Source organism: Actinokineospora inagensis DSM 44258, assembly GCF_000482865.1.
GTDB classification, from domain to species: Bacteria; Actinomycetota; Actinomycetes; order Mycobacteriales; family Pseudonocardiaceae; genus Actinokineospora; species Actinokineospora inagensis.
Genome location: NZ_AXWW01000029.1, coordinates 24,238 through 48,507, shown reverse-complemented (window position 1 = coordinate 48,507; position 24,270 = coordinate 24,238). Strand labels below are relative to the sequence as shown.

The window sequence follows — 24,270 nt, the reverse complement described above, 5'->3', positions numbered from 1 at the left end:
TCCGGCTAGTCCACCGCGTCCAGGTGGTGGATGCCGCTCGACCACAACCGCCGGTAGGGCGCCAACCACTCGTCGACCTCGGCGAGCGGTTCCGCGCGCAGTTCGTACCAGCGGGTCTGGGCGTCCCGGCGGACCCGGACCAGCCCTGCCTCGCGCAGCACGCGCAGGTGCTTGGACGTGCCCGGCTGGGTCAGCCCCAGGGCCCCGACCAGCTCGCCGACCGACCGCGGCCGCTCCCGCAACAGGTCGAGGATCCGCCTGCGGGTCGGCTCGGCCAACACGGTGAATGTGGTCGCCACCACCCCGACATTACCGAGCAGGCATATACAGGGCAACGGGCGAACCCGGCGCCGGGGCATGGGACGATGGGGGCACCCCTGATTATGCGAGGACCTGAGTGGCTACGTTCGCTGACACGACCTTCACCGCGCCGGAGCAGATCCGGAACTTCTGCATCATCGCGCACATCGACCACGGCAAGTCCACCCTGGCCGACCGGATGCTGCAGATCACCGGCGTGGTCGAGGAGCGGGCGATGCGCGCGCAGTACCTCGACCGGATGGACATCGAGCGCGAGCGCGGCATCACCATCAAGGCGCAGAACGTGCGGCTGCCCTGGTCCCTCGACGGCGCCGACCACGTCCTGCACATGATCGACACGCCGGGCCACGTCGACTTCACCTACGAGGTCTCGCGCGCCCTGGACGCCTGCGAGGGCGCCATCCTGCTGGTCGACGCAGCGCAGGGGATCGAGGCGCAGACGCTGGCGAACCTGTACATGGCGCTCGAGCGCGACCTGCACATCATCCCGGTGCTCAACAAGATCGACCTGCCCGCCGCCGACCCGGACAAGTACGCCGCCGAGATCGGCCACATCATCGGCTGCGAGCCCGGTGACGTGCTGCGCGTGTCGGCCAAGACCGGCATCGGCGTGCGGGAACTGCTCGACGAGGTGGTCCGTCAGGTGCCCGCCCCGGTCGGCCGGGCCGACGCGCCCGCCCGCGCGATGATCTTCGACTCGGTCTACGACACGTACCGCGGCGTGGTCACCTACATCCGCGTGGTCGACGGCAAGATCACCCCGCGCGAGCGGATCCGGATGATGTCCACCGGCGCCACCCACGAACTCCTCGAGGTCGGCATCATCTCCCCGGAGCCCAAGCCCAGCGCGGGTCTCGGCGTCGGCGAGGTGGGCTACCTGATCACCGGCGTGAAGGACGTCCGCCAGTCCAAGGTCGGCGACACGGTGACCTCGGAGCGCAAGGGCGCGACCGACGCGCTGGCCGGGTTCCGCGAACCGCGCCCGATGGTCTACTCCGGGCTCTACCCCGTCGACGGCTCCGACTACCCCGACCTGCGCGAGGCCCTGGACAAGCTGCAGCTCAACGACGCCGCCCTCGACTACGAGCCGGAGACCTCCGCCGCGCTCGGGTTCGGCTTCCGCTGCGGCTTCCTCGGCCTGCTGCACCTGGAGATCACCCGCGACCGGCTGGAGCGCGAGTTCGGCCTCGACCTGATCTCCACCGCGCCCAACGTGGTCTACCGGGTCCTGCTCGACGACGGCCGCGAGCTGACCGTGACCAACCCGTCGGACTGGCCGGTCGGCAAGATCGCCGAGGTCTACGAGCCGGTCACCAAGTGCACGATCATCGCCCCCAGCGACTACATCGGCACCATCATGGAGCTCTGCCAGAGCAAGCGCGGCCAGCTCGGCGGCATGGACTACCTGTCCGAGGACCGGGTCGAACTGCGCTACACGCTGCCGCTCGGCGAGATCATCTTCGACTTCTTCGACAACCTGAAGTCCCGCACCCGCGGCTACGCCTCGCTGGACTACGAGGAGTCCGGCGAGCAGGCCGCCGAGCTGGTCAAGGTCGACATCCTGCTGCAGGGCGAGGCGGTGGACGCGTTCAGCGCGATCGTGCACCGCGAGTCGGCCTACGGCTACGGCACCAAGATGGCCACCAAGCTGCGCGAGCTCATCCCGCGCCAGCAGTTCGAGGTGCCCATCCAGGCCGCCATCGGGTCAAGGGTGATCGCCCGCGAGACCATCCGCGCCCTGCGCAAGGACGTGCTCTCCAAGTGCTATGGCGGTGACATCAGCCGCAAGCGCAAGCTGCTGGAGAAGCAGAAGGAGGGCAAGAAGCGGATGAAGATGGTCGGCCGGGTCGAGGTGCCGCAGGAGGCGTTCGTGGCCGCCTTGTCCACCGACGAGTCGGCGGACAAGGCCAAGGGCAAGAAGTAGCTCAGCCGATCGTGTAGTCGAAGGTCCAGTTGTGCTGACCGTCGGTGCGGTCGATGGTCAGCGTGCCCGCGATCCCGGTCAGCTCACCCGTTCCGGTGTCCGGCACCACGGTGATGGTCAACGACTGGCTGTCAGCCGTGGCGGTCGCGGAGTGCTGGAGCACGAAGGTGCCGGTGCGGCCCGCCAGGGTGCCATCGACCCGCTCGATCGCGCCGTAGGCGGCTGACCGCGTACCGGCAACCATGGCCGACACCATGTGCACCTCGCTGGTGCCGACCAGGTCACCGGCGAACGTCTTGCGCAGTGTGGTGTGGCCCAGGTCGATGCCGTCGTGCTGGTCGTACGGGGTTTCCGGCTCCCACGCGTCCACTGTGAACGTCCCACTCGCCTGCATATCAAGGTCCTCCCCGGAGCCTGTGGACAACTTCCGACGCGTTTCGGCCGGATGCGCGATTCTTGTCCGTGTCGGACGTCGAGCGGAAGGAGGGACCATGGACATCCAGATCGGTCTTCGCGAGCTGCGCGAGATCTGCCTGGCCATGCCCGCGGCCACTGAGCGGATCAGCCACGGCTCACCGTCGTGGTTCGTGCGGGACAAGAAGATGTTCACCACGTACGCGCACAACCACCACGACAGCAACCGGATCGGGTTCTGGTGCCCGGCGCCCCCTGGTGTGCAGGCGGAGTTGGTGGCCGAGGACCCGGAGCGGTTCTACCGGCCGCCGTACGTCGGTCACCGCGGGTGGTTAGGCGTGTACCTGGACGTCGACGTCGACTGGGCGGAGATCGCCGAGATCGTCGACGAGGGGTACCGGGTGATCGCGCCGAAGCAGTTGGTGGCGGAGCTGGACGCGCGGTCGACGTAACCGTCCGCAGTGGACCCGATCGAGGGTCTGATGTGTCCGGTTCCGGTGGACGGCTGGGATCGCGCGCGGCTCCGGGGCGGTTCGGTGGAACCGAGCCGCGGTCGCGGTGGTCGTAGTCGTGCCCGGCCGCTGTGGGACGCGGATCGGGGCAGGTGGTGGTTCGGGGCAGGCGTTGACGAGGGGAGGCTCAGTGGGTGGCGAGGAACTGCAGCGCGGCGGCGTACTTGGCCGCCAGCCGGGCCTGGGTCGGCGGGTCGAGCTGGGCCAGCCGGGCGGGGGAGGAGTTGTCGGCGATGTCGGCGTGCTTGACCACGCGGGCGATGGGGTCGGCCACCACCCGGGTCAGGTAGTCGGTCTGCGACTCGTCCGGCCGCTTGCTGATCGCGTCGACCGCGGCCACGACCGTGGGCGGGCATCCCGCAGCGGCCAGGTCGGCCAGGGTGACCGGGGTGTCCTCGACGACGTCGTGCAGCACCGCGGTCATCCGCTGGTCCTCGGTGTCGACCCGCGCCATCACCCGCAGCGGGTGCTCGATGTACGGGCGGCCGGACTTGTCGAGTTGGTCACCGTGCGCCGCGGTGGCGATCCGGATGGCGTCGTCCAGGGTGAACATGTCCGGAATCTAACCGGTGCGCGCGAAACCGCGCGGCGGTCACACGATCGTGTTGCACACTGAGCGCGTCGCGCGTGCTGGTGAGGAGGGGTGATGGGTGAGCCGTGGGGCCTGACCGGCCCGCAGTTCCTGGTCGTCTACTGGGTGGTGGTCGCGGCGGTGTTCGCCATGACCATCGCCGTCCGATTGGTCGCGGGCACCGGCGGGCAGGCCGCGCGCGACGCCGGGCAGCTCGACTCGTACGAGCTCGCGTACCTTGCGGGCGGCCCCGGCCGGGTGGAGGACACCGCCCTCGCGGGCCTGGTGGCCCGTGGCGCCGTCCGGGTCAACCGGTCCGGCACAGTCACCCCCACCGGCTCCGGCTCACCGGGCGACCCGGTGCAGGCCGAGGTCCTGCGGGGGATCGGCCGGTCGCACAAGCTCTCGTCCCGCGGCGGCCTCGGCTTCGCGACCAGCGACCTGGGCAGGCGATTAGCCGACGGCCTGGTCGAGCGGGGCTACCTGACCTCGACCAGGGGCAGCGCCCTGCGCCGCGTCCACTTGCTGTTCCCCGTGGTCCTGGTCGTCGGCGCCGTCCGGCTGGCCAACGGCGTCTCGCACAACCGCCCGGTCACCTACCTGGCCCTGTCGCTGGTCGGCACCCTGTTCGTGTGGATCATCGCCAGGATCGTCCTGGGCAGCACCGGACGCGGGCGGCGCGCCACCCGATACGGCAAGGCGGCGCTCACCCGCGCCCGGGTCACCAACCCGCGCACCGGCGGCGCGGCCGCGGCGGGACTGTTCGGTGTGGGCGTGCTCGCCCCCGTCGCCCTCTACGGCCTCATGGCCTACCCGGACGACGACCTGGGTTCGATCTTCGCCCAGCACGTCCGCCAGCCGATGAGCGGTTCGGGCTCCTGGACCGACAGCTCGGGAAGCAGCAGTTGCAGCAGCGGGAGCAGTTGCAGCTCGGGCAGCAGTTGCGGCAGTAGCTGTGGCAGCAGTTGCGGCGGAGGCGGCTGCGGCGGCTGACCCACTCGCCCGGTGGGCGCGCCGGGACCGGGGCGGCCTGGGCTCGGACGGGACGGGACGGGCCTGGCTGGGTGGGACGGGCTTGGGTGGGCTCGGCTTGGTGAGCTCGGGCCTGGATGTGGCCGTTCGGCGGGGAAGCCGGGCGGGCGTGTTCGTCGGTACGTCCTTTGTGGGCTATGGCATCGGCGCGCTCGCCCCTGGCAGCGACGCGGAAGGCTTCAGGCTGGCCGGACGGACTCGGGCGTGCCTGCGTGGGCGGGTCGGGCTTGAGCGAACCGGGCTTGGGTGAACCGGGCTTGGGTGAGCCGGGCTTGAGCCTGCCGGGTTCGGGTGAGCCGGGCTCGGGACGGGCTTGGGTGGACAGGACTCCGCGTGCTGGGTTCGAGTGAGCCGGGGACTTGGTTGAGCTGGGTGGGCTTGGGCCGACAGAACTCAGCGTGTCGGGGTTGGGTGAGCCGGGCCTTGGTTGGGCTGGGCTTGGGTGTGCCTGGCTCGGGTCGGATGGCTCGGTTGAGGCGGGGCTGGCGAACGACTGGCTGCTGGTCTCCGAGATCGGATGGCGGAGATCGGCGGCGGGGCTGGGGCGGTCTGGCGGCGTGTCGGGTGGGCGGGGTGATCCGGCTTGGTGGGGTGTGTGTGATGTCGGCGGGGAATGGGGGTTGTGGGGCGGGTCTGGACGGGAGGGGGCGGTACGGTCGGGTGGTGATCACTGATCCCATCGCGGAGTTGGCCGTTCCGATTGTCGTCGCCCCGATGGCGGGTGGGGTGAGTTCGCCCGAGTTGGTGGCGGGGGCGGTGGAGGCGGGGGCGTTCGCGTTCCTGCCGTCCGGGTATGTGACGGCGGGGGTGTTGCGGGAGCAGATCGCCAGGACTCGGGAGCTGACCGGGAAACCGTTCGGGGTCAACATCTTCGTGCCGAGTGTGAAGTCCACTGAGGACCTTTCGGGGTATGGGGAGTTGGTCGGCGCCGAAGCCCGGGAGCGGTACGGGGTTGAGGCGGGAACGGCGTCGTGGGATGACGACCACTACGCGGCGAAGGTCGATGTGGTGGTGGAGACCGGGATTCCGGTGGTGTCGTTCACCTTCGGGCTGCCCGGGGTCGAGGACGTGGCCCGGTTGAAGGAGGCGGGGGCGTCGGTGGTCGTCACCGTCACCACGCCGGGTGAGGCGAGGGCGGCGGCTGAGCGCGGGGCGGATGTGCTGTGCGTTCAAGGTGGGGCGGCCGGTGGGCATCGGAGTGTGTTCACCGACGACCCGGCTCATCCGGGTGGTGCTCCGTTGTACGACCTGTTGCCCGCGCTGCGGTTGATCGCGGCCGATGTCGACCTGCCGTTGGTGGCGGCCGGTGGGCTCACCACGGGCGCGGACATCGCGGCCGTGGTGGCGGCGGGGGCGGTGGCGGCCCAACTGGGCACGGTGTTCATGCGGTGTCCTGAGGCCGGGACCAACGCGACCCAGCGGGCGGCGCTGGCCGCGGGCGAGCGGGAAACAACGTTGACCAGGGCGTTCACCGGTCGTCCTGCGCGGGGCCTGGTCAACCGGTTCATCGTGGAGCACCAAGGCGCTCCCAGCGCGTATCCCGACCTGCACAACCTGACCCGCCCGGTCCGCGCCGCCGCGGGCAAGGCGGGTGACGCGGACGGCATGTCGCTGTGGGCGGGACAGGCGTACCGCCTCGCCAAGGACATCCCGGTCGCCGACCTGATCCATGAACTCATCACCGATGCGAAGGCCGCCGCGACCGTGCTGGCCCGCAGGCTCGGCGTCACCGGGTGACCTGTGCGGTTTCCCACAGGCGGTGGGCAGGTGGGTGGGCGGTCAGGCTTACTTGACTCCGGAGTAGGTAAGGGGGTGTCGAATGGCCGGGTTCGTGGCCAGGGCGGCGGGCAACGTGGCGGAGCGGGTGTTGTTCGGGGGGCTCGCCGATTGTCGGCGGGTGCCGCGGACCCGGGTCGACGCGGGGCGGACGCGGGCTGTGTACGCCTACCACCGGCCCAAGGGTGTCCGTGCCACTGGTGACCCGGTGCTGCTCATCCCGCCGTTGGCCGTGCCGGACTCCTGCTTCGACCTGCGGCGGGGGTGCAGTCTGGTCGAGCACCTGGTCACCGGCGGGCGCCGGGTCTACGGGGTCGAGTACGGCGAGATCGGGTTCGCGGACCGGGGGCTCGGGCTGGAGCACTGGGTCGAGGACGTCCTGCCTGCAGCGGTGAACCGGGTGCACGAGCATTCCGGCGGTCGACCGGTGCACGTGGTCGGGTGGTGCCTGGGCGGGATCTTGTCCGTGCTCACCGCCGCCCGCATGGGAGCGCGTCCGATCGCGTCGTTGACGGTTGTCGCCAGCCCGTTCGACTTCGACGCGATCGGGTTGCTGGTTCCGTTGCGGCCGCTCGACGCGGTGACCGGTCGGGTGCTGTTTCCCGCGCTGTACCGGGCTTTCGGCGGTATCCCGGCGCCGTTGGTGCGGCGGGCGTTCCAGATCAGCGCTCTCGACAAGCACCTCACCAAGCCGTTCGCGATCGCGCGGAACCTGGGTGACCGGGACTTCCTGGCCCAGATCGAGGCGGTCGACCGGTTCACCGCCGCGATGATCGCCTACCCCGGGCGCGCGGTCGCCCAGATCTACCACTCGTTCTTCCGGGCCAACGCCCTTGCCCGTGGCAGCCTCGCGCTCGGTGCCACTGAGATCGACCTGGCCGCCGTCAAGCAGCCCACACTCGTCATCGCGGGTCGGGACGACGCGATCGCCCCGCCGAGGGCGGCGCGGGCCCTGGTCGACCTGCTACCGGCGGCCGCGACGACCAGCTTCGTCACCGCTGCGGGCGGTCACCTGGGGGTGCTCACCGGTCGGGCCGCCCGGGACGGCACGTGGCCGCTGATCGACCGGTTCCACGCCACCGTCAGCGGGTGAAGACGATCTTCCCGGCCGTGTCGCCCGCGAGCATCCGCTCGAAACCGGTGCGGGCCTGCTCCATCGGGAGCTGGGTGCCGATCCGCGGCCGGACGCCGGTCAGGTCGCAGAAGCGGAGGAGGTCGGCGAGCTCGTCGCGGGTGCCCATGGTGGAGCCGACCACCCGCAGTTGGAGGAAGAACAGCCGCTGGAGGTCGGCGCTGGGGTCGGGGCCGCTGGTGGCGCCGGAGACCACGATGACGCCGCCCGGCTTGAGGGCCTTCATCGAGTGCGCCCAGGTCGCCTTGCCGACCGTCTCGAAGACCGCGTCGACCCGCTCGGGGAGGCGGGCGCCGGACTCGAACGTCTGGTGCGCGCCCAGCTCGCTGGCCAGCGCGCGCTTCTCCTCGGTGCGGCCGGTGACCCACACCCGCATGCCCGCTGCCTTGCCGAGCTCGATGAGCGCGGTCGAGACGCCGCCGGAGGCGCCCTGGACGAGCATGGTCTGGCCGGGCCGCAGCTCGGACTTCACGAACAGCATCCGGTAGGCGGTCAGCCAGGCCGTCCCCATGCACGCCGCCTCGGCGAAGCTCAGCGCGGCGGGCTTGGGCAGCACGTTGCGGGCGGGCACGACGACCGTCTCGGCGAACGTGCCCTGGTGCTTCTCGGTGAGCAGCGTCCGCCGCGGGTCGAGGGTCTCCTCACCCGACCACGACGGGTCGCCGATGACCGAGTGCAGCACGACCTCGGTGCCGTCGGCCAGCACGCCCGCGCCGTCGCAGCCCAGGATCATCGGGAACTGGTCCGCCTTGATGCCCACGCCGCGCAGCGTCCACAGGTCGTGCATGTTCAGGCTCGCCGCCCGCACCGTGACCGCGACGAAACCGTCCGGCACCTCGGGTTCCGGCCGCTCCCCGGTGCTGAGGGTGGTCAGCGGGTCGTCCGGGCTCGGCGCGGCGGCGTAGACGGCGAACATGCGACGAACCTAACCATGTCGGGTGGTCCGCGCCGCACGGACGTGGCCAAGGTCTACTCTCGGTTTCGTGGTGCAAGGGTTGTCCGACTGGTGGAACGACGTGGAGCTGTGGCTGATCCAACTGTCGTTCCCGCTCCAGTTCGCCCTGGTGATGGCGATCCTGCTGCCGCTGTGCGTGGTGGTCGCCTGGTTCATCGACCGGGTGGTCGACTACGCGTCGGCCAAGCTCGGCGGGTCCGGGGACGAGCCGCCCCTCGGCTCGCGGCCCGACACCGATTCGTAGGCTGACCGGGTGGGTTCACGCAGACGCATCACCGTCGCCCTGGTGGGCTTGGTCCTGCTGGTCGTCGCGGGCTGGGTGATCCGCGGCCTCGGCCACTCCGACCAGGGGAACGCGGGCCCCGTTGCCCTGTCGACCCTCCCCGCCGAGGCCGCCGCCACCTGGCACCTCATCGAACGCGGTGGCCCGTTCCCGTACCCGGCCAACGACGGCGTCGTGTTCGGCAACCGGGAGCGTCACCTGCCCGCCCGCGCCGCCGACTACTACCGGGAGTACACCGTGCCCACGCCCGGCAGCCGCGACCGCGGTGCCCGCCGCCTCATCACCGGCGCCGCCCACGAACTCTTCTACACCGCCGACCACTACGCCACCTTCGTGCCCGTGGACCCCGCCCGATGACCGACTACACCATCGACGGCGCGCCCCTGCGCACCAAGGCGGCCGTGCTGACCGCCTTCGCCGACGCGCTGTCCTTTCCGGACTGGTTCGGCCACAACCTCGACGCCCTGCACGACTGCCTCACCGACCTCGGCTGGCTCCCGGCGGGCGAGATCCACGTGGTGTGGACCCACTCGGCCGCCCTCGCCACCGCCGACCCCGCCGCCCACACGGCCATCCGCCAGTCCTGCGCCGACGCCGTCACGGCGTTCGCCACGCCCGACCGCACCCTCACCATCGACATCCGCTGACCTTGCCGCCTGCCGGGAAACGCGCCTCGGGTGACACATCGACGGGGGCCGGTGGCGGACCTGGCGGGAATTCGGTGAACAGCCACGGCCCCGGCCGGGGTGCGGGGTCGTGGCCCTTGTCGCGGAATTCGCGGGTCGGGATTTGACGTTCCACCACACGGTGCCGGACCAGGTGTCGGTCGAATTGCTGCCGTGGTCCTTGGCGGCGAGGCAGAATCTGGTGTTGGCGGCGAAATCGGTCCCGATCCGGATCCTCGGCGTGGGGTCAGGATTGGCGAGCGGGTACCAGGCGCCGTGGGTGTTGTGGTCGCCGCACTTGTACCACATGACGTCGACGGCCGGGCCGTCCGACTTCTGCACGTAGATGTTGCTGCCGCTGACCGTGATGGTCCGCGGGACCTCGTACCAGGTCGTCTGGTTCTTCGTCAGTTTTCCGGTGAAGTCGGCGGAAGAGTTGATCCCGGTGGTTTCCGCTGTCGCCGCTGTGGCTCCCAGTAGCAGGACCGCCACCGCGATCCCGGTGGTCGTGAACACACGTTTCAACATGGGCCGCTCCTCGTGGAGTTTGTCCGAATGTTGTCGGTGTCGTGGCATCTACAATTTGCCTGCGGCGCGTCGACTTTTTCTCGGGTGGTGCGTACCCAAGGTTGCCGACATATCCCGAGGTGCGCAAGGAAAAGGTGCGGGAGCACTCCTTCGGAGCAGCTCGTTGCCGGGGAGTCCGTTCCGGTGCGGACTTTCGGCGCCCTTTATTTGTCCGTCGCGATCTCTTATTTGTCTGTTCGTGATGGGCCGAAGAGTTCGCCGGGTCAGTCTGTGTTGGGGACCCAGTGGGGTTTGCGCTTCTGGGCGAAGGCGGTGATGCCCTCCTGGCCCTCGGGACTGGCGAAGAAACCGGCGGACAGGGCGAGCATCTCGGTGAAGTCGTCGGCCATGTCGGTGGGGCGGGGGCGGCGGAGCATGGCCTTGGTGGCGGCCAGGGCGATGGGGCCGCCGAGCGAGAGCATGGTGGTGTAGCGGGCGACCTCGTTCGCCAGCGCCTTCGGGGGCACGGTGGCGTTGAGCAGGCCGATCTCGACGGCGCGGGCGGCGGAGAACTGTTCGCCGGTGAGGAAGAGTTCGTGGGCGGCCCGGGGGAGCAGGCGCGGCAGGACCGTGACCGAGATGACGGCGGGGACGATGCCGATGCGCACCTCGGTGAAGGCGAACGTCGCGGTGTCGGCGGCGACGGCGATGTCGGCGGCCGCCACGATGCCGACGCCACCCGCGCGGGCGGGGCCCGCCAGCGCGGCGACGACCGGCTTGGGGCACTCCCAGATCTGGCGCAGGATCGACGGGAACTCGTTGACGCCCTGGGCGGACGAGGACGCGCCGCCCGCCTCCTTGAGGTCCATGCCCGCGCAGAAGACCGGGCCGGTGTGGTCCAGCACGACGACCCGGACGGTGGGGTCGTCGGTCGCCCTCGTCAGGTGGTCGCGGAGTTCGCGGCGGAGTTGGGCGGACAGGGCGTTGCGGTTGTGCGGGGAGTCGAGGGTGATCCGTGCGACACCCTTGTCCTCTGCGTAGTGCACCAACTCGTCGGCCATGTCGCCCACCCTAATGGTGGTAGTGGTGCATGACGGCGTGGCCTTTGCCCTTGCCGATGAGCCACTTGTTCACGGGCACGGTCACCGCGAACGCCACGGCGAGCGAGAACGCCAGGGACAGCCAGAACAGCGCCGTGCCCAGGCCCGCGTCCATCGCGCCGGGGACGGTGACCATGACGGCGTTGTCCAGGACCTCCATCACCGCGATCGACACGGTGTCGGCGGCGAGCGCGATCGGCAGGGCCCGGCGGAACGGCACGCCCGCGCGCAGGACCGGGATGATGGTCAGGCTGTAGCCGAACAGGAAGGCCAGGACGGTCGACAGGACCACGATCGGGGGGTTCGACCAGCCGAGGGCGGTGCCGACGACCATGCCGAGCACCTCGCCGATCGCGCAGCCGGTGAGGCAGTGCAGGGTCGCGGCGGCCGCTTGCCGCCAAGGGGACGGGGTGTGCTGTTCCATGCCGCCGACTATACCCCTGGGGGGTATCAAGACCGCGGGATGAGGAGGTCTCACCCCGCGGTCTCGGTCACACCGTCACACGACGGTTGTCGTGGTCAGTACCGGGTTCGGGTTGGGGTAGCAGGCCGCGGGCACGTTGACGTCCACGAAGACCACGTGCACCACGCCGGTCGCGGTCAGGCCGGGGTCGCTGTATCCGCTGCCGTACAACGACGTCTGGATCGTTCCCGGCGAGCCCGCGGTCAGGTTCAGCGTGATCGTGGGCAGTTCGAACGTCGCTCCGCCGTTCACCGATCCGTTCGCGGTAAGAGTCGCGACACCGCCGGTCACCGACAGGCTCGTAGTGCCAACACCGGAGCCACCGGACAGCGAACCCGAGACGTATGTGGAGTTGGCCGGGATCGGCACCTTGAACACCAGGTTCTCCACCCGCTTCAACGTGTACGTGCCCACGGTGGACGGGAGGATCGCCGGGTCCGGGTCGACCACGACGCTGAGCGACCCACCCGACGCGACACTGGCGGGCGCGGTGACGGTGGCGGGCTGGGACAGGGTGAAGGGGTAGGTGGAGCCGAGCGCGGTGGCCTGGCACGAGTAGTTGACGGCCACGGCGGACGCGGGCGGGGCGAACGCCACCACCGGTAGCGCCGCGAGGGCGACGGCGGACAGGGCTCGGCGCAATGTGGGCTTCATCTGAGCACCTCGACAAGGAGTGTGTCTGAAGGGGATTCGGCCGCGCGGCGAGTCCATGGTTGCGCTGTTCGGCCTACCCGGCAAACATTCCCCACATCGTTCGGTTTTCCGTGACCCCGCCCGTCGCGACCCGATGTGTCACGTGGGCCGACCGAGCGGGCGACCCGGTTCCGTCGTCGGGGCTCTCCGCGCGCACTCACACGGCGGAACCGGCGCTCCCCAGCGCGATCGGGGAGGCCGCCCGGGTGGTTGTCGGCACGCGCTAATGCAGTGCCCGACTTCCCACCGGCTGATGCGATCAGGCCGTGCGCTGGGCCATGGCGGTGACCTCGTCGTAACGGTCCAGCACGACACCGGCGACCGCGGTACCCAGCGGCTCGGCCACGACGGCGTTGGGCCCCGCTTGGGCGCGGACCCTGTCGGGCAGCAGCCCGGGGGCCAAGAAGTACGACGCGACCGCGATCCGGCGGGCGCCACGGGCGCGGAGCGCGGCGGCAGCGGCGGCGACGTCCGGTGTGGCGGTCGACGCGAACGCGGCCCGGACCCCAGCCCAGCCCCGCGTATGTGCCCACCGCTCGGCGATATCGATGACCCGGGCGTTGGCCCGCGCGTGCGACGACCCGGTGGCGGCCAGCACGACCCCCAATTCCGGGTCGCCCGGCTCGACGCCGACCTCCCCGAGCCGCGCCAGCAGGGCGTCTTCCAGCTTCGGGTCCGGCCCGAGCACGTCGGTCACCGTCGTCGACAGGTGCGGCAGGGCGCCCTGGGCCTCGTCCAGCAGCCCCGGCAGGTCCACCCGAGCGTGATAGGCCCGCCCGAGCAGCAGCGGTACGACGACGACCTCGCGGTGCCCGTCCGCGTAGAGCTCACCGAGGACGTCGAACACCCGCGGCGACGACAGGTCCAGGAACGCCCCGCGCACGAGCAACGACGGGCGCAGTGACCGGACGCCGGACAGCAGGCGGCCCACGGTGGCCGCGGACCTGGGGTCGCGGCTGCCGTGGGCCACACCGAGCAGTGGGATCACGGGATCAGGACTTCCGGAGACCGCGGGCGGACAGCGTGATCCGCTCCAGCGGCGCGAACACGAGCAGTTCGATGCCGATGCCGACCAGCAGTATCAACAGGATGCCGGTGATCACCATCGGCATGTCGAACAGCGACATGCCGTTGTGCAGGTACTGGCCGAGCCCGTTGCCGAGCTCCGGCGAGGACGCGATCAACTCGGCGGCCATCAGCGACCGCCAGGAGAACGCCCAGCCCTGCTTCATCCCGGCCAGGTACCCCGGGAGCGCCGCGGGCAGCAGGATGTGCCGGGCGGAGGCCCAGGTGCCCGCGCCCATCACCTTGCCCACCCTGGGCAGGATCGGCGGGATCTGGTCGATGCCCGCGACCAGGCCGTTGGCGATCGACGGCACCGCGCCGAGCAGCACCACGAAGTAGATCGACGTGTCGGTCAGGCCGAACCAGATCACCGCGGCGGGCACCCACGCCACCGACGGCAGGTTCTGCAGACCGGACACCAGCGGGCCGAGCCCGGTGCGGACGACCTTCACCCTGGCCAGCGCCAGCCCCAGCGGGGTCGCCGCGGCCAGCGCGATGAAGAACCCGATCACCGCGCGGTGGATGGAGGTCCACAGGAACTCCCACACCTGGCCGGTCTGGATGAGGTCCCAGGTGACCTTGGCGACGGTCAGCGGCGAGGGCAGTTGCTGTTCCTCCAGCACCGCCGACGCCCAGATCGCCTGCCACACCCCGATCAGCAGCACCAGTGCCAGCACCGGCGGCCCCACCGAGCTGAGGATCCGCGCGGGCACCGACCGGGTCGGCCTGGTGTCCGGCGCGTCGAGCGCGTCGAGACCACCGATCGCGGCGTCGGCGTCGGCCACCTCAGGAGTCTGCTGTGGACTGTGCGAACCGTTGGCGCTCAACGGTTCCGCGCCGTTCTCGCCCGGGGTGCCGTTCCCGGTCGTCACGTCTTCAGTGGACACGGGGTCGTCCTGGTCAAGCCGCGGCATGGGAGCTGATCACCTCTCGCAGCTTCGCGCTGATCGTGTCGACCGCGGTCAGCTCGTCGGCGCCGCCGAGCCCCTCGACGTCCCACTGGTCGACGACCCGGCCGGGGCGCGAGGACAGCAGCACCACGCGCTGTCCCAGCCGGACCGCCTCCCGCACGTCGTGGGTCACGAAGACGACGGCCGTGCCGGTCGCCCGCCACACCCGCAGCAGCTCGGACTGCAGCAGGTCGCGGGTGATCGCGTCCAGCGCGGAGAACGGCTCGTCCATCAGCAGCAGCGCCTGCTTGCCGTCCGCGGCGCCGTGCACCGCCGACGCCAGCGAGCGGGCCAGCGACACCCGCTGCCGCATGCCGCCGGACAGCTCGTGCGGCCGCTTGCCGCCGGTGCCCTCCAGCTTCACCAGCCGCAGCAGCTCGGCGACCCTGGCCTGCCGCTCCGCCCGGCCGACCCCGGCCAGCCGCAGCGGCAGTTCGATGTTGCGGTTGACGGTGAGCCAGGGCATCAGCGCGTGCTCCTGGAACATCACCGCCGGGCGCGAGGTGGTCAGCTCGATCCGGCCCGACGACGGGGTCTCCAGCCCGGCGATCAGGTTCAGCAGTGTCGTCTTGCCGCAACCGGACGCGCCGACCAGGCAGACGAACTCGCCCGGTCCGACCGACAGGTCGATGCCGTCGAGCGCGGTGACCGCCCGGCGACCCTGGCCGAAGACCTTGTGCAGACCGGTCAGCCTGACCGCCACGTCGGTGTCCACCGGGTCCTGCAGTGCGACTGCCATGTCGAGCCCCTCCCTCGCGCCCCGCTGCTTACTTCTTGTCCAGGTTCGCGGCGTCCACCGCGGGCTTGCCGGACTCGGCCAACACCTCGTTGAGCAGCTTGAGGTCCAGGAAGCCCTTGACGTCGGTCTCGGTCTTGGAGATCTTCGCGGTCACCGAGTCCTTGCTGAGCTGCGGCAGCAGCGCCGCGTACGGGTCGAGCGTGAAGTTGAGGTTCGCGAACGCGCGGTCGGTCGTCGGGCCGGTCAGGTCCTTGCCGGTCAGTGCCTTGAGCTGCTTGTTGACCGCGTCCTTGGCGCCCGGCACGTCCTGCTTGGCGTAGTCCACGCTGGCGACGAGGCCCTTGAGCAGCGCCTTGACCGTCTGCGGGTGGTCGTTGAGGAAGGTGGTGGACACGATCAGCACCGTGGTCGGGAACTCACCGTTGGGCCACAGGTCCTTCTCGTCGACCAGGACCTTCGCCCCGGCCTCCAGCACCAGCCGCGACGACCACGGCTCGGGCAGCCACGCGCCCTGGACGTTGCCCTTCTTGAACTCCTCCAGCGCCAGCGAGTTCTCGGTGTTCTGGACCTTGACCTGGTCGGTCAGCTTCTGCTGGTCGAGCCACTTCTTCAGCGAGATGTCCTGGGTGTTGCCCAGTTGCGGGGTCACCACGGTCTTGCCGACCAGGTCCTGCGCGGAGTTGATGTCCGGCTTGACCACCAGTTGCGCGCCGCGCGAAGCGGTGCCCGCGACCAACCGGACCGCCTTGCCGTCGGACTTGCCGTAGGCGTTGATCGACGGTCCGGACCCGATGAAGGTCGCGTCCAGCGAGCCGCCGTAGAGCGCGTTCACCGCCTCGGGTCCGGCGTTGAACTTGGTCGGCACCAGCTTCGTCGAGCCCAGTTCCTTGGTGAACAGGCCCTTCTCCAGCCCGATCAGCGCGGGCGCGTGCGTGATGTTGGGGAAGTACCCCAACCGCAGTTCCGTGGCGGGCCCCTTGTCGGCCGCCGTCGTGCCGCCCGCGGCGTTGCTGCCGCTGTCACCGGAGTCGGCGCGGGAGCACCCCGCGAGGACCGCGGAGAGGGACAGGACAACCGCGGCGGCGGCCAAGAGGCGGGAACTGCGGGATCGCTTCACGGGGGAGGGCCTTTCGGGGGTGGGGACGGTTTCTTACGGGCCGGGGGAGACCAAGTCCCCCGCGGTCGGTGTGGCGGTGGTGGCACCGCCGTTGTCATCTGGGTTCGCGGACAACGCCTGCAGTCCGGCCCCGACCAGTCCAGCGGCCAGAGTGGACCCATCGGCGGCATCGATCACCAAGAACGCGCCAGTACGTCGGTTAACCGCGTAGTCGTCGACCGGCAGCGGTTCCGCGGTGCGCACGATCACGCGGCCGATCTCGTTGAGCGACAACGAGTCCGGGGCGGGCACCGTGGTCAGCCGCTGCTCGTCGAACCGCGAGGTCAACTCGGGCACAACGGCTTGCACCGTTCGGGCGCCGTGCTTGACCAGCACGCGGGCACCCGGGCGCAGCGGTTTGTCCGACAGCCACGCCACTGTGGCGTCGAACTCGTCCACCGCGACGGGGGCGCCGGAGACCTCGGCGATGAGGTCGCCGCGGGAGACGTCGATCTCGTCGGTCAGCACCAGGGTCACCGAGCGACCGGCTTCAGCCTCGGCCAGTTCGCCTGTGGGGGTGTCGATCCGGGCGACCGTGCTGCGCTGACCCGACGGCAGCACAACGATTTCGTCGCCGGGGCGCACCGTGCCCGCCGCGATCTGACCGGCGTAACCGCGGTAGTCGGTGTGCTCGGCGGTGTTGGTGCGGATGACGTACTGCACGGGGAACCGGAACGGCGCGTCGTGCGGGTCGGGCTCGACCGGGACCGTCTCCAAATGTTCCAACAATGTCGGGCCGACGTACCACGGTGTCCGGGTGGAACGGTCGACCACGTTGTCGCCGACGAGCGCCGACACCGGGATCGAGAGCACCGAGCCGACCGGGTAGCCCAGCGCGGTCGCGTGGTCGGTGAACTCCTTGGCGATCACCTCGAAACCGGCCTCGTCGTAGTCGACGAGGTCGATCTTGTTGACCGCCAGCACCAACCGCGGCACGCCGAGCAGCGCCAGCACCGCGGCGTGGCGGCGGGTCTGCTCCAGCACGCCCTTGCGCGCGTCCACCAGCAACACGGCCAGTTGCGCCGTTGACGCGCCGGTGACGGTGTTGCGGGTGTACTGCACGTGCCCCGGGGTGTCGGCGAGCACGAACGACCGCTTGGGGGTCGCGAAGTAGCGGTACGCCACATCGATCGTGATGCCCTGCTCGCGCTCCGAGCGCAGCCCGTCGACCAGCAGCGACAAATCCGGAGTGGACAGTCCCTTGTCCACGCTCGCCCGGTGCACCGCGTCCAGGGTGTCGGCGAGGACCGACTTCGTGTCGTAGAGGAGTCTGCCGACCAGGGTCGACTTGCCGTCGTCGACGCTGCCCGCGGTGGCCAGGCGCAACAGGTCCTGCGTGGTGGAACCCATCAGAAGTAGCCCTCCCGCTTGCGGTCTTCCATGGCGGCCTCGGACAGCCGGTCGTCCGCGCGGGTCGCCCCGCGCTCGGTCAGGCGGCTCGCCGACACCTCGGCGATCACCTCGTCCAGGGTCGCCGCCTCGGACAGCACCGCGCCCGTGCACGAACCGTCGCCGACCGTCCGGTAGCGCACGGTCAACTCCCGTACCGGCTCGCCGGGGCGCGGTCCGAACCACGGACCTGCCGTCAGCCACATCCCGTCGCGCTGGAACACCGCTCGGCGGTGCGCGAAGTAGATGGACGGCAGCTCGATCGCCTCGCGCTTGATGTAGCGCCAGACGTCGAGTTCGGTCCAGTTGGACAGCGGGAACACACGGACGTGTTCGCCCGCGCGGTGCCTGCCGTTATAGAGGTTCCACAGTTCGGGACGCTGGCGGCGCGGCTCCCACTGGCCGAAGGAGTTGCGTAAGCTGAAGATCCGTTCCTTGGCCCTGGCCCGTTCCTCGTCACGCCGACCGCCGCCGAACACCGCGTCGAAGCGGTTGCTCGTGATGCCGTCGAGCAGCGGGACTGTCTGCAAAGGATTTCGCGTCCCGTCCGGACGTTCCTCGAGTCGACCGTCGTCGATGTAGTCCTGCACGTTCGCCACCACCAGGCGCAGGCCGTAGCGCGCCACGGTGTGGTCGCGGAACCGGATCACCTCGTCCAAATTGTGCCCGGTGTCCACGTGCAGTAGCGGAAATGGGACGGGTGCGGGCCAAAACGCCTTTACCGCCAAGTGAAGCAGTACAGTTGAGTCCTTGCCGCCGGAGAAGAGGATCACCGGTCGGTCGAATTCGCCAGCCACCTCCCTGAAGATGTGAATGGCCTCGGATTCCAGGCGCGCCAACGCGTCAAGGGGCTGTGTTCGCAGTGATGTCAAGGTCGTGTTTCCCGTCGCCATCAGCCGTGCAGTCCGCATTCGGTCTTGCTCGTGCCAGCCCAGCGGCCGCTGCGAGCGTCCTGCCCCAGCAGTGGCCTGGACGTGCACGGCTCGCACCCGATGGACGGGTAACCGGCCTGCACCAACGGGTTTTCGAGAATGCTGTGGTCGGAAATATAGCGGTTGAACTCGTCATCGCTCCACGCCGCGATGGGATTGATTTTTACCAGGTTGTTGCGTGAATCCCATTGCACGACGGGGGTGTCCGCCCTGGTCGGCCCGTCAACCCGACGAACGCCGGTCACCCAGGCGTCGTAGTTCGCGAGGGTTCGCCGCAGTGGCACCACTTTGCGCAGGAAGCAACACTTTGTCTGGTCTGTCTTGTTCAACAGCCCGAACTCGGCCTCCTGGTCGGCCACCGACTGCTCGGCCGCGGCGTTGACGATCCGCGCCCGCGGGTAGACCAGCTCCACCGCGTCGCGGGTGCCGATCGTCTCCGCGAAGTGGTAGCCGGTCTCCAGGAACAGGATGTCGATGTCCGGTTTCGCCCGGTACGCCAGGTCGATCAGCACGGCGTCCTGCATGTTCGAGGCGACGACGAACCCGTCGCCGAAGGTCTCGGCGGTCCAGGCCAGCGCCTCCGCCGCGCTCGCCTCGGCCAGCTCGTGCTCGGCCCGCTCCGCCAGCGCCTGGTACGTGGTGGTCATTTCGCTGCCTCCCCGGAGAGATTCAGTCCGACGAACTTCACCGTGAAAACCCGCCTGCACCCGGCGCACAGCCACGCCGCGTGCGGCTCCTCCTGCGGCCGCAGGTCCTCGTCACCGCAGTACGGGCAGTAGAAGGGGGTCGCCCGCTCGCTCATCGCAGGTCGTCCTCGGCGGCCCGGCCGACCCACTGGGCGAACCGCTCGTCCGGCTCCCGTTGGGCGACAAAGTTGCGCACCAGCCGCTCCACGTAGTCCGACAGCTCGGCGGCGGTCACCTTGTGCCCGCGCAGCTTGCGGCCGAAGCCCGCGTCCAGGCCGAGCCCGCCGCCGAGGTGCACCTGGAAGCCCTCGACCTGGTTGCCGTCGTCGTCGGTGACGATCTGGCCCTTGAGCCCGATGTCGGCGGTCTGGATCCGGGCGCACGAGTTCGGGCAGCCGTTGATGTGCACCGCGATCGGGGCGGTGATGCCCGCGGTGATGTCGACCAACCGGGTCTCCAGCGCCGCCACCAGGTCGTGCGCGCGGGCCTTGGTCTCGACGATGGCCAGCTTGCAGAACTCGATCCCGGTGCAGGCCATCACCCCGCGCCGCCACGGCGACGGCTCGGTCTGCAGCCCCAGCTTGGCCAGCTCCGCCTGCAGCCCGGCGACCTCGGCCTCGGGCACGTCCAGCACGACCAGCTTCTGCTGCGGGGTGAACCGGACCCGGTTCGACCCGACCCGCTCGGCCGCCTTGGCGATCTCCACCAGCGTCGACCCGGACACCCGGCCCGCGATCGGGGCGGCGCCGACGTAGAACTTGCCGTCCTTCTGCCTGTGCACGCCGATGTGGTCGTACGGCACGGCCGGGACCTCGGGCGCCGGTCCGTCGATCAGCGGCCGCTTCAGGTACTCCTGCTCCACGACCTCGCGGAACCTCGCCGGGCCCCAGTCCTTGACCAGGAACTTGATCCGGGCCCGGTGCCGCAGCCGCCGGTAGCCGTAGTCGCGGAACACGCTGATCACCGCGGCCCACACGTCCGGCACCTCGTCCAGCGGCACCCACGCGCCCAGCCGCTGCCCGATCATCGGGTTGGTGGACAGCCCGCCGCCGACCCACACGTCGAACCCCGGCCCGTGCTCGGGGTGCACCACGCCGACGAACGCGATGTCGTGGATCTCGTGCGCCACGTCCGGCAGGCCGGACACGGCCGTCTTGAACTTGCGCGGCAGGTTCGAGAACGCCTTGTCGCCGACGTAGCGGCGGGTGATCTCGTGGATCGCGGGGGTGCCGTCGATGACCTCGTCCACGCCGATGCCCGCCACCGGCGACCCGAGGATGACGCGCGGGCTGTCGCCGCAGGCCTCCATGGTCGTCAGGCCCGCGCCTTCGAGCTTCTGCCAGATCGTGGGCATGTCCTCGACCCGGATCCAGTGGTACTGGATGTTCTGCCGGTCGGTGATGTCCGCCGTGTCGCGCGCGTAGGTCTGCGACACCTCGCCGATCACCGCGAGCTGCTCGGTGGTGACGGCGCCGCCGTCGATGCGCACCCGCAGCATGAAGTACTCGTCGTCGAGCTCCTCGGGCTCCAGCGTCGCGGTCCGGCCGCCGTCGATGCCCTGCCTGCGCTGGGTGTACAGGCCGTACCAGCGGAACCGGCCGCGCAGGTCACCGGGGTCGATGCTGTCGAACCCGCCCTTGGCGTAGATGTTCTCGATCCTGGCCCGCACGTTCAGCGGGTTGTCGTCCTTCTTGGACCGCTCGTTCGGATTCAGCGGCTCGCGGTAGCCGAGCGCCCACTGGCCCTCACCCCGGCGCTGCGGGGCGGGCTTACGGGAGGTGGGGGGTGTGGTGGGGGACACCGGTGGTTCCTCCGGGGTCGGGGCGCTCGTGCGCGCCGCGACGACCCCGGGCGGCGGTGCGGGGGATCACTCAGCGGCACACCCGACGCCTGCTGAATGCGACTGGGGCGCGGTGGGTCAGTGGGACTGACGGCACATCGCGCTGCACACGCGCTGGAAGTCCACGTGGCGGCGGGCCACCAGGAAGACTTCGGTCGCGGACATGGGCTCAGCGTGCCACGCGTCCACGGTGTGGTCTACCGCCATCCGCATGCTGGGACGCAGGTCACCAGGTGTGCGCGGGTGTCACCGACGGCGTCCGGCGGACCTGGGACACTGGCCTGGTCGGTGTGGATGACTCGGAGGTGCGGACAGGTGGCGGCTACCCCGGACGGCGACCCCGCGCCCGACGACGGAGCCCTCCCGGCGTCCGCGCTCGCGGGCCTCGGCACGCGCCCTTTCGGCGTCTACGTGCACGTCCCGTTCTGCGCCACGCGCTGCGGCTACTGCGACTTCAACACCTACACGGCGGGCGAGTTGGGGACTTCGGCGTCGCCAGAGTCGTGGCTGGCGGGGCTGCGGCGGGAGTTCGACCTCGCCGCCGGGGTGCTCGGGTCGCCGCCGGTCGCGGACACCGTGTTCGTCGGCGGTGGCACACCGTCACTGCTCGGCGCCGACGGGTTGTCCCAGGTGCTGGACGCCGTCCGGTCCGTGTTCGGGCTCGCGGGCACCGCCGAGGTCACCACCGAGTCGAACCCGGAGTCGACATCGCCGGAGTTCTTCGCGGGCATCGCCGACGCCGGGTACACCCGGGTCTCGCTCGGCATGCAGTCCGCGGCCCGGCACGTGCTGGCCGTCCTCGACCGGACCCACACCCCCGGCCGCGCCGTCGCCGCCGCCCTGGAGGCCCGAGCGGCCGGGATCGCGCACGTCAACCTGGACTTGATCTACGGGACGCCGGGGGAGCGACCCGAGGACCTGGCCGCCTCGCTGGACGCCGTCCTGGCCGCCGGGGTCGACCACGTGTCGGCGTACTCGCTGATCGTCGAGGAGGGCACCGCCCTGGCCCGCCGCGTCCGCCGCGGCGAACTGCCCATGCCCGACGACGACGTCCTGGCCGACCGGTACGAGCAGGTCGACCAGGCCCTGTCCGCGGTGGGTCTGCGCTGGTACGAGGTGTCGAACTGGGCGTCGTCGGACGCGGCCCGCTGCCGCCACAACCTCGGCTACTGGCTCGGCGGCGACTGGTGGGGCGCGGGCCCCGGTGCCCACAGCCACGTCGGCGGTGTGCGGTGGTGGAACGTGAAGCACCCCGCCCGCTACGCGGAACTCCTCGCTTCGGGGAAGTCGCCCGCGGCTGCCCGGGAGGTCCTCACCCTCGCCGACCAGCGCTTCGAGCGAGTGCTGCTGGAACTGCGCCTCGCCGAGGGCATCTCGGTGGACCTCCTCGATGACACCGCTGAGGCGCGGGCCGCGGTCGACGACGGGCTCCTCGACGCGGACTCCCTCGCCGCGGGCCGGTGCGTGCTGACCGACCGGGGCCGCCTGTTGGCCGACGCCGTGGTCCGACGCCTGACCTGACCCGCGGCTCACGTCAGTTAATGTCCGAACAATTGACATTGGCGAATGTTCATACAGCGGAAATCGCGTCGCGGGTGCGGTCACCAGAAAACTCGACGACCGAGCTGATGAATGTCCGGACAATGGGTCAATCGGCTCGTAGCTGATCTTGGTCGGGTGGGGACCTTCGACCCGACTTCGGCAGCGGGCGTATCTGGACCCCGGGCCGCTCCTCTTCTGGGCAGCACGCCCGAGCGCGAGGAGTCCCCAGGATGCCGGTCACCCTCCAGCACGTCCGGCAGCGGTTGTCCACCGCCGCCGTCGACTACGAGTCCGCCGCCGAGCTCGGCGACGACGCCTTACCGCACCTCGCCGAGCTCGTCGGCGACACCGACACGGTGCTCGCCTGCAAGGCCCTCTACCTGGTCAGCCTGATCGGCGGACCGCGCTCGAACGAGATCATCGCGGGCGCCACCGAGCACACCGACCCCATCGTCCGGATCGCCGCGTCGGCCGCGTTGCGCAACCTCCGCCAAGCGGGCCGCACCCGCTGACCACCGGCGCCCGCCCGTGCTCCGTAAACTTGGTCGGGAGACCCGAACCGTCCAGGGAGGTGACCGGTGGGCAGTGCCGACGAGCGGCGCTTCGAGGTGCTGCGCGCGATCGTCGCCGACTACGTCCGCGACCACGAGCCGGTGGCCTCCAAGGCCATCGTGGAGCGGCACAACCTCGGCGTGTCCAGCGCCACCGTGCGCAACGACATGGCGTCGCTGGAGGAGGACGGCTACATCACCCAGCCGCACACCAGCGCGGGCCGCATCCCCACCGACAAGGGCTACCGGCTCTTCGTCGACCGGCTCAGCGAGGTCAAGCCGCTGTCCACCGCCGAGCGCCGGGCCATCCAGAGCTTCCTCGACGGCGCCATCGACCTCGACGACGTGATGCGCCGCAGCGTCCGGCTGCTCGCCCAACTGACCCGCCAGGTCGCGGTGATCCAGTACCCGACGCTGACCACGTCCACCGTCCGCCACCTCGAACTGGTGGCGATCACCCCGGCTCGGCTGATGCTGGTGCTGATCACCGACTCCGGCCGGGTCGACCAGCGGATGGTCGACCTCGGCGAGGTCGTCACCGACGAGTCGGTCGCCCGGCTGCGCGGCATGCTCAACACGACCCTGGCGGGCAAGCGGATGGCCGACGCGGCCGCCAGCGTCGCCGAGTTGCCGGAGGCGGCGCCCGCCGACCTGCGCGACGTGGTCATCCGGGTGGCCACCGTGCTGGTCGAGTCGCTCGTGGAGCACCCGGAGGAGCGGCTGGTGCTCGGCGGCACCGCGAACCTCACCCGCAGCGTCGCCGACTTCCCCCACTCGCTGCGCCAGGTCCTGGAGGCGCTGGAGGAGCAGGTCGTGGTGCTCAAACTGCTCGCCGCGACCGCCGACCCGGGCACCATCACGGTGCGCATCGGCGAGGAGAACGAGGCCGAGGAGATGCGCTCCACCTCGGTGGTCTCCATCGGCTACGGAACCCGTGCCACGCTGTTGGGTGGGATGGGTGTCGTCGGGCCGACCAGGATGGACTACCCCACGAACATCGCCGCGGTCCGCGCGGTGGCGAACTACGTCGGAGAGATCCTCGGTCGGTAGAGGGTCGGTCGAACAGGCATCA

The 24,270-nt window shown here is 70.4% G+C and carries 29 protein-coding genes; 12 read left to right on the top strand and 17 right to left on the bottom strand.

All coding sequences use genetic code 11. The annotated features are described in order from the left end of the window. Positions 1–5: 5 nt before the first annotated feature. Positions 6–299, bottom strand: a complete 294-nt coding sequence (locus H504_RS0112695) for an ArsR/SmtB family transcription factor (RefSeq protein WP_026423080.1) — start codon at positions 297–299, stop codon at positions 6–8. Positions 300–397: 98 nt separating this feature from the next. Here H504_RS0112695 and lepA point away from each other — a divergent pair, with 98 nt between their 5' ends. Then, positions 398–2,245, top strand: a complete 1,848-nt coding sequence (gene lepA / locus H504_RS0112690; RefSeq protein WP_026423079.1) for a translation elongation factor 4 — start codon at positions 398–400, stop codon at positions 2,243–2,245. Position 2,246: 1 nt separating this feature from the next. Here the strand turns inward: lepA and H504_RS0112685 are convergent, their stop codons facing one another. Further along, positions 2,247–2,639, bottom strand: a complete 393-nt coding sequence (locus H504_RS0112685) for a DUF3224 domain-containing protein (RefSeq protein WP_026423078.1) — start codon at positions 2,637–2,639, stop codon at positions 2,247–2,249. Positions 2,640–2,736: 97 nt separating this feature from the next. Here H504_RS0112685 and H504_RS0112680 point away from each other — a divergent pair, with 97 nt between their 5' ends. Then, complete coding sequence (locus tag H504_RS0112680) at positions 2,737–3,111, top strand: MmcQ/YjbR family DNA-binding protein (protein WP_026423077.1); 375 nt, start codon at positions 2,737–2,739, stop codon at positions 3,109–3,111. Between the two features lie 187 nt (positions 3,112–3,298). Here H504_RS0112680 and H504_RS0112675 read toward each other — a convergent pair whose 3' ends face one another. Next, a complete protein-coding gene (locus H504_RS0112675) occupies positions 3,299–3,724 on the bottom strand; it encodes an HD domain-containing protein (RefSeq protein ID WP_026423076.1) in 426 nt (141 codons plus the stop codon). Positions 3,725–3,817: 93 nt separating this feature from the next. Between H504_RS0112675 and H504_RS0112670 the strand changes: the two genes are divergently transcribed. From H504_RS0112670 to H504_RS0112660, 3 genes are all read left to right on the top strand, one after another. Then, positions 3,818–4,735, top strand: a complete 918-nt coding sequence (locus H504_RS0112670) for a TIGR04222 domain-containing membrane protein (RefSeq protein ID WP_026423075.1) — start codon at positions 3,818–3,820, stop codon at positions 4,733–4,735. A gap of 753 nt (positions 4,736–5,488) precedes the next feature. Next, positions 5,489–6,511: an NAD(P)H-dependent flavin oxidoreductase gene (locus H504_RS0112665; RefSeq protein ID WP_051385784.1), complete on the top strand. Its 1,023-nt coding sequence runs from the start codon at positions 5,489–5,491 to the stop codon at positions 6,509–6,511. An 82-nt stretch (positions 6,512–6,593) separates the two neighbouring features. Continuing rightward, entirely contained in the window at positions 6,594–7,643 is a 1,050-nt protein-coding gene (locus H504_RS0112660; protein WP_026423073.1) for an alpha/beta fold hydrolase, read from the top strand. Here the strand turns inward: H504_RS0112660 and H504_RS0112655 are convergent. Beyond that, the gene (locus H504_RS0112655) at positions 7,633–8,598 is read right to left on the bottom strand and encodes a zinc-binding dehydrogenase (RefSeq protein ID WP_026423072.1); all 966 of its coding nucleotides are present in this window, start codon (positions 8,596–8,598) and stop codon (positions 7,633–7,635) included. The two genes, H504_RS0112660 and H504_RS0112655, sit on opposite strands and share 11 nt — an antisense overlap. 67 nt (positions 8,599–8,665) lie before the next feature. On the opposite strand from H504_RS0112655, the gene H504_RS0112650 reads away from it, so the two are divergent. From H504_RS0112650 to H504_RS0112635, 4 genes are all read left to right on the top strand, one after another. Further along, entirely contained in the window at positions 8,666–8,881 is a 216-nt protein-coding gene (locus H504_RS0112650) for a hypothetical protein (RefSeq protein ID WP_026423071.1), read from the top strand. Positions 8,882–8,890: 9 nt separating this feature from the next. Continuing rightward, a complete protein-coding gene (locus tag H504_RS0112645) occupies positions 8,891–9,277 on the top strand; it encodes a guanyl-specific ribonuclease (RefSeq protein ID WP_026423070.1) in 387 nt (128 codons plus the stop codon). After that, entirely contained in the window at positions 9,274–9,567 is a 294-nt protein-coding gene (locus H504_RS0112640) for a barstar family protein (RefSeq protein WP_026423069.1), read from the top strand. The genes H504_RS0112645 and H504_RS0112640 overlap by 4 nt, the downstream gene beginning before the upstream one ends. A gap of 109 nt (positions 9,568–9,676) precedes the next feature. Then, positions 9,677–9,931: a hypothetical protein gene (locus H504_RS0112635; RefSeq protein ID WP_026423068.1), complete on the top strand. Its 255-nt coding sequence runs from the start codon at positions 9,677–9,679 to the stop codon at positions 9,929–9,931. Between the two features lie 445 nt (positions 9,932–10,376). On the opposite strand, the gene H504_RS0112630 is transcribed toward H504_RS0112635, so the two are convergent. The 13 genes from H504_RS0112630 to H504_RS44015 all read right to left on the bottom strand — a co-directional run bounded on the left by H504_RS0112630 (position 10,377) and on the right by H504_RS44015 (position 21,270). Next, positions 10,377–11,153 carry an enoyl-CoA hydratase family protein gene (locus H504_RS0112630; RefSeq protein WP_026423067.1) on the bottom strand — a complete coding sequence of 259 codons (777 nt, stop codon included), beginning with the start codon at positions 11,151–11,153 and terminating at the stop codon, positions 10,377–10,379. 10 nt (positions 11,154–11,163) lie between these two features. Continuing rightward, entirely contained in the window at positions 11,164–11,616 is a 453-nt protein-coding gene (locus H504_RS0112625; protein WP_035304188.1) for a DUF4396 domain-containing protein, read from the bottom strand. 75 nt (positions 11,617–11,691) lie between these two features. Continuing rightward, complete coding sequence (locus H504_RS0112620; protein ID WP_026423065.1) at positions 11,692–12,309, bottom strand: hypothetical protein; 618 nt, start codon at positions 12,307–12,309, stop codon at positions 11,692–11,694. A gap of 298 nt (positions 12,310–12,607) precedes the next feature. Beyond that, on the bottom strand, positions 12,608–13,333 hold the full coding sequence (locus tag H504_RS0112615) for a sirohydrochlorin chelatase (protein WP_026423064.1): 726 nt from the start codon (positions 13,331–13,333) through the stop codon (positions 12,608–12,610). 7 nt (positions 13,334–13,340) lie between these two features. Then, on the bottom strand, positions 13,341–14,327 hold the full coding sequence (locus H504_RS0112610) for an ABC transporter permease (RefSeq protein ID WP_084467609.1): 987 nt from the start codon (positions 14,325–14,327) through the stop codon (positions 13,341–13,343). Beyond that, positions 14,314–15,102 (bottom strand): ABC transporter ATP-binding protein, encoded by a 789-nt coding sequence (locus H504_RS0112605; protein WP_026423062.1) that lies wholly within the window; start codon positions 15,100–15,102, stop codon positions 14,314–14,316. Before H504_RS0112605 ends, H504_RS0112610 begins: the two co-directional genes overlap by 14 nt. Positions 15,103–15,130: 28 nt before the next feature. Beyond that, on the bottom strand, positions 15,131–16,219 hold the full coding sequence (locus tag H504_RS0112600) for an ABC transporter substrate-binding protein (RefSeq protein ID WP_026423061.1): 1,089 nt from the start codon (positions 16,217–16,219) through the stop codon (positions 15,131–15,133). A gap of 33 nt (positions 16,220–16,252) precedes the next feature. Next, on the bottom strand, positions 16,253–17,608 hold the full coding sequence (locus tag H504_RS34740) for a sulfate adenylyltransferase subunit 1 (RefSeq protein ID WP_035304187.1): 1,356 nt from the start codon (positions 17,606–17,608) through the stop codon (positions 16,253–16,255). Next, positions 17,608–18,540 carry a sulfate adenylyltransferase subunit CysD gene (gene cysD / locus H504_RS0112590; RefSeq protein ID WP_051385775.1) on the bottom strand — a complete coding sequence of 311 codons (933 nt, stop codon included), beginning with the start codon at positions 18,538–18,540 and terminating at the stop codon, positions 17,608–17,610. The genes H504_RS34740 and cysD overlap by 1 nt, the downstream gene beginning before the upstream one ends. After that, the gene (locus H504_RS0112585; RefSeq protein WP_026423059.1) at positions 18,540–19,226 is read right to left on the bottom strand and encodes a phosphoadenylyl-sulfate reductase; all 687 of its coding nucleotides are present in this window, start codon (positions 19,224–19,226) and stop codon (positions 18,540–18,542) included. Before H504_RS0112585 ends, cysD begins: the two co-directional genes overlap by 1 nt. Continuing rightward, positions 19,223–19,381, bottom strand: coding sequence for a hypothetical protein (locus H504_RS0112580; protein WP_026423058.1), 159 nt, complete (start codon positions 19,379–19,381; stop codon positions 19,223–19,225). The genes H504_RS0112585 and H504_RS0112580 overlap by 4 nt, the downstream gene beginning before the upstream one ends. Further along, entirely contained in the window at positions 19,378–21,066 is a 1,689-nt protein-coding gene (locus H504_RS0112575; protein ID WP_026423057.1) for a nitrite/sulfite reductase, read from the bottom strand. Before H504_RS0112575 ends, H504_RS0112580 begins: the two co-directional genes overlap by 4 nt. A gap of 117 nt (positions 21,067–21,183) precedes the next feature. Further along, positions 21,184–21,270 (bottom strand): putative leader peptide, encoded by an 87-nt coding sequence (locus H504_RS44015; RefSeq protein ID WP_425394057.1) that lies wholly within the window; start codon positions 21,268–21,270, stop codon positions 21,184–21,186. Between the two features lie 150 nt (positions 21,271–21,420). On the opposite strand from H504_RS44015, the gene hemW reads away from it, so the two are divergent. The 3 genes from hemW to hrcA all read left to right on the top strand — a co-directional run bounded on the left by hemW (position 21,421) and on the right by hrcA (position 24,248). Continuing rightward, on the top strand, positions 21,421–22,626 hold the full coding sequence (hemW, locus tag H504_RS0112565) for a radical SAM family heme chaperone HemW (protein WP_026423056.1): 1,206 nt from the start codon (positions 21,421–21,423) through the stop codon (positions 22,624–22,626). 251 nt (positions 22,627–22,877) lie between these two features. Next, positions 22,878–23,159, top strand: coding sequence for a HEAT repeat domain-containing protein (locus H504_RS0112560; RefSeq protein ID WP_026423055.1), 282 nt, complete (start codon positions 22,878–22,880; stop codon positions 23,157–23,159). Positions 23,160–23,225: 66 nt separating this feature from the next. Next, positions 23,226–24,248 carry a heat-inducible transcriptional repressor HrcA gene (hrcA, locus tag H504_RS0112555; protein ID WP_026423054.1) on the top strand — a complete coding sequence of 341 codons (1,023 nt, stop codon included), beginning with the start codon at positions 23,226–23,228 and terminating at the stop codon, positions 24,246–24,248. Positions 24,249–24,270 lie beyond the last annotated feature (22 nt).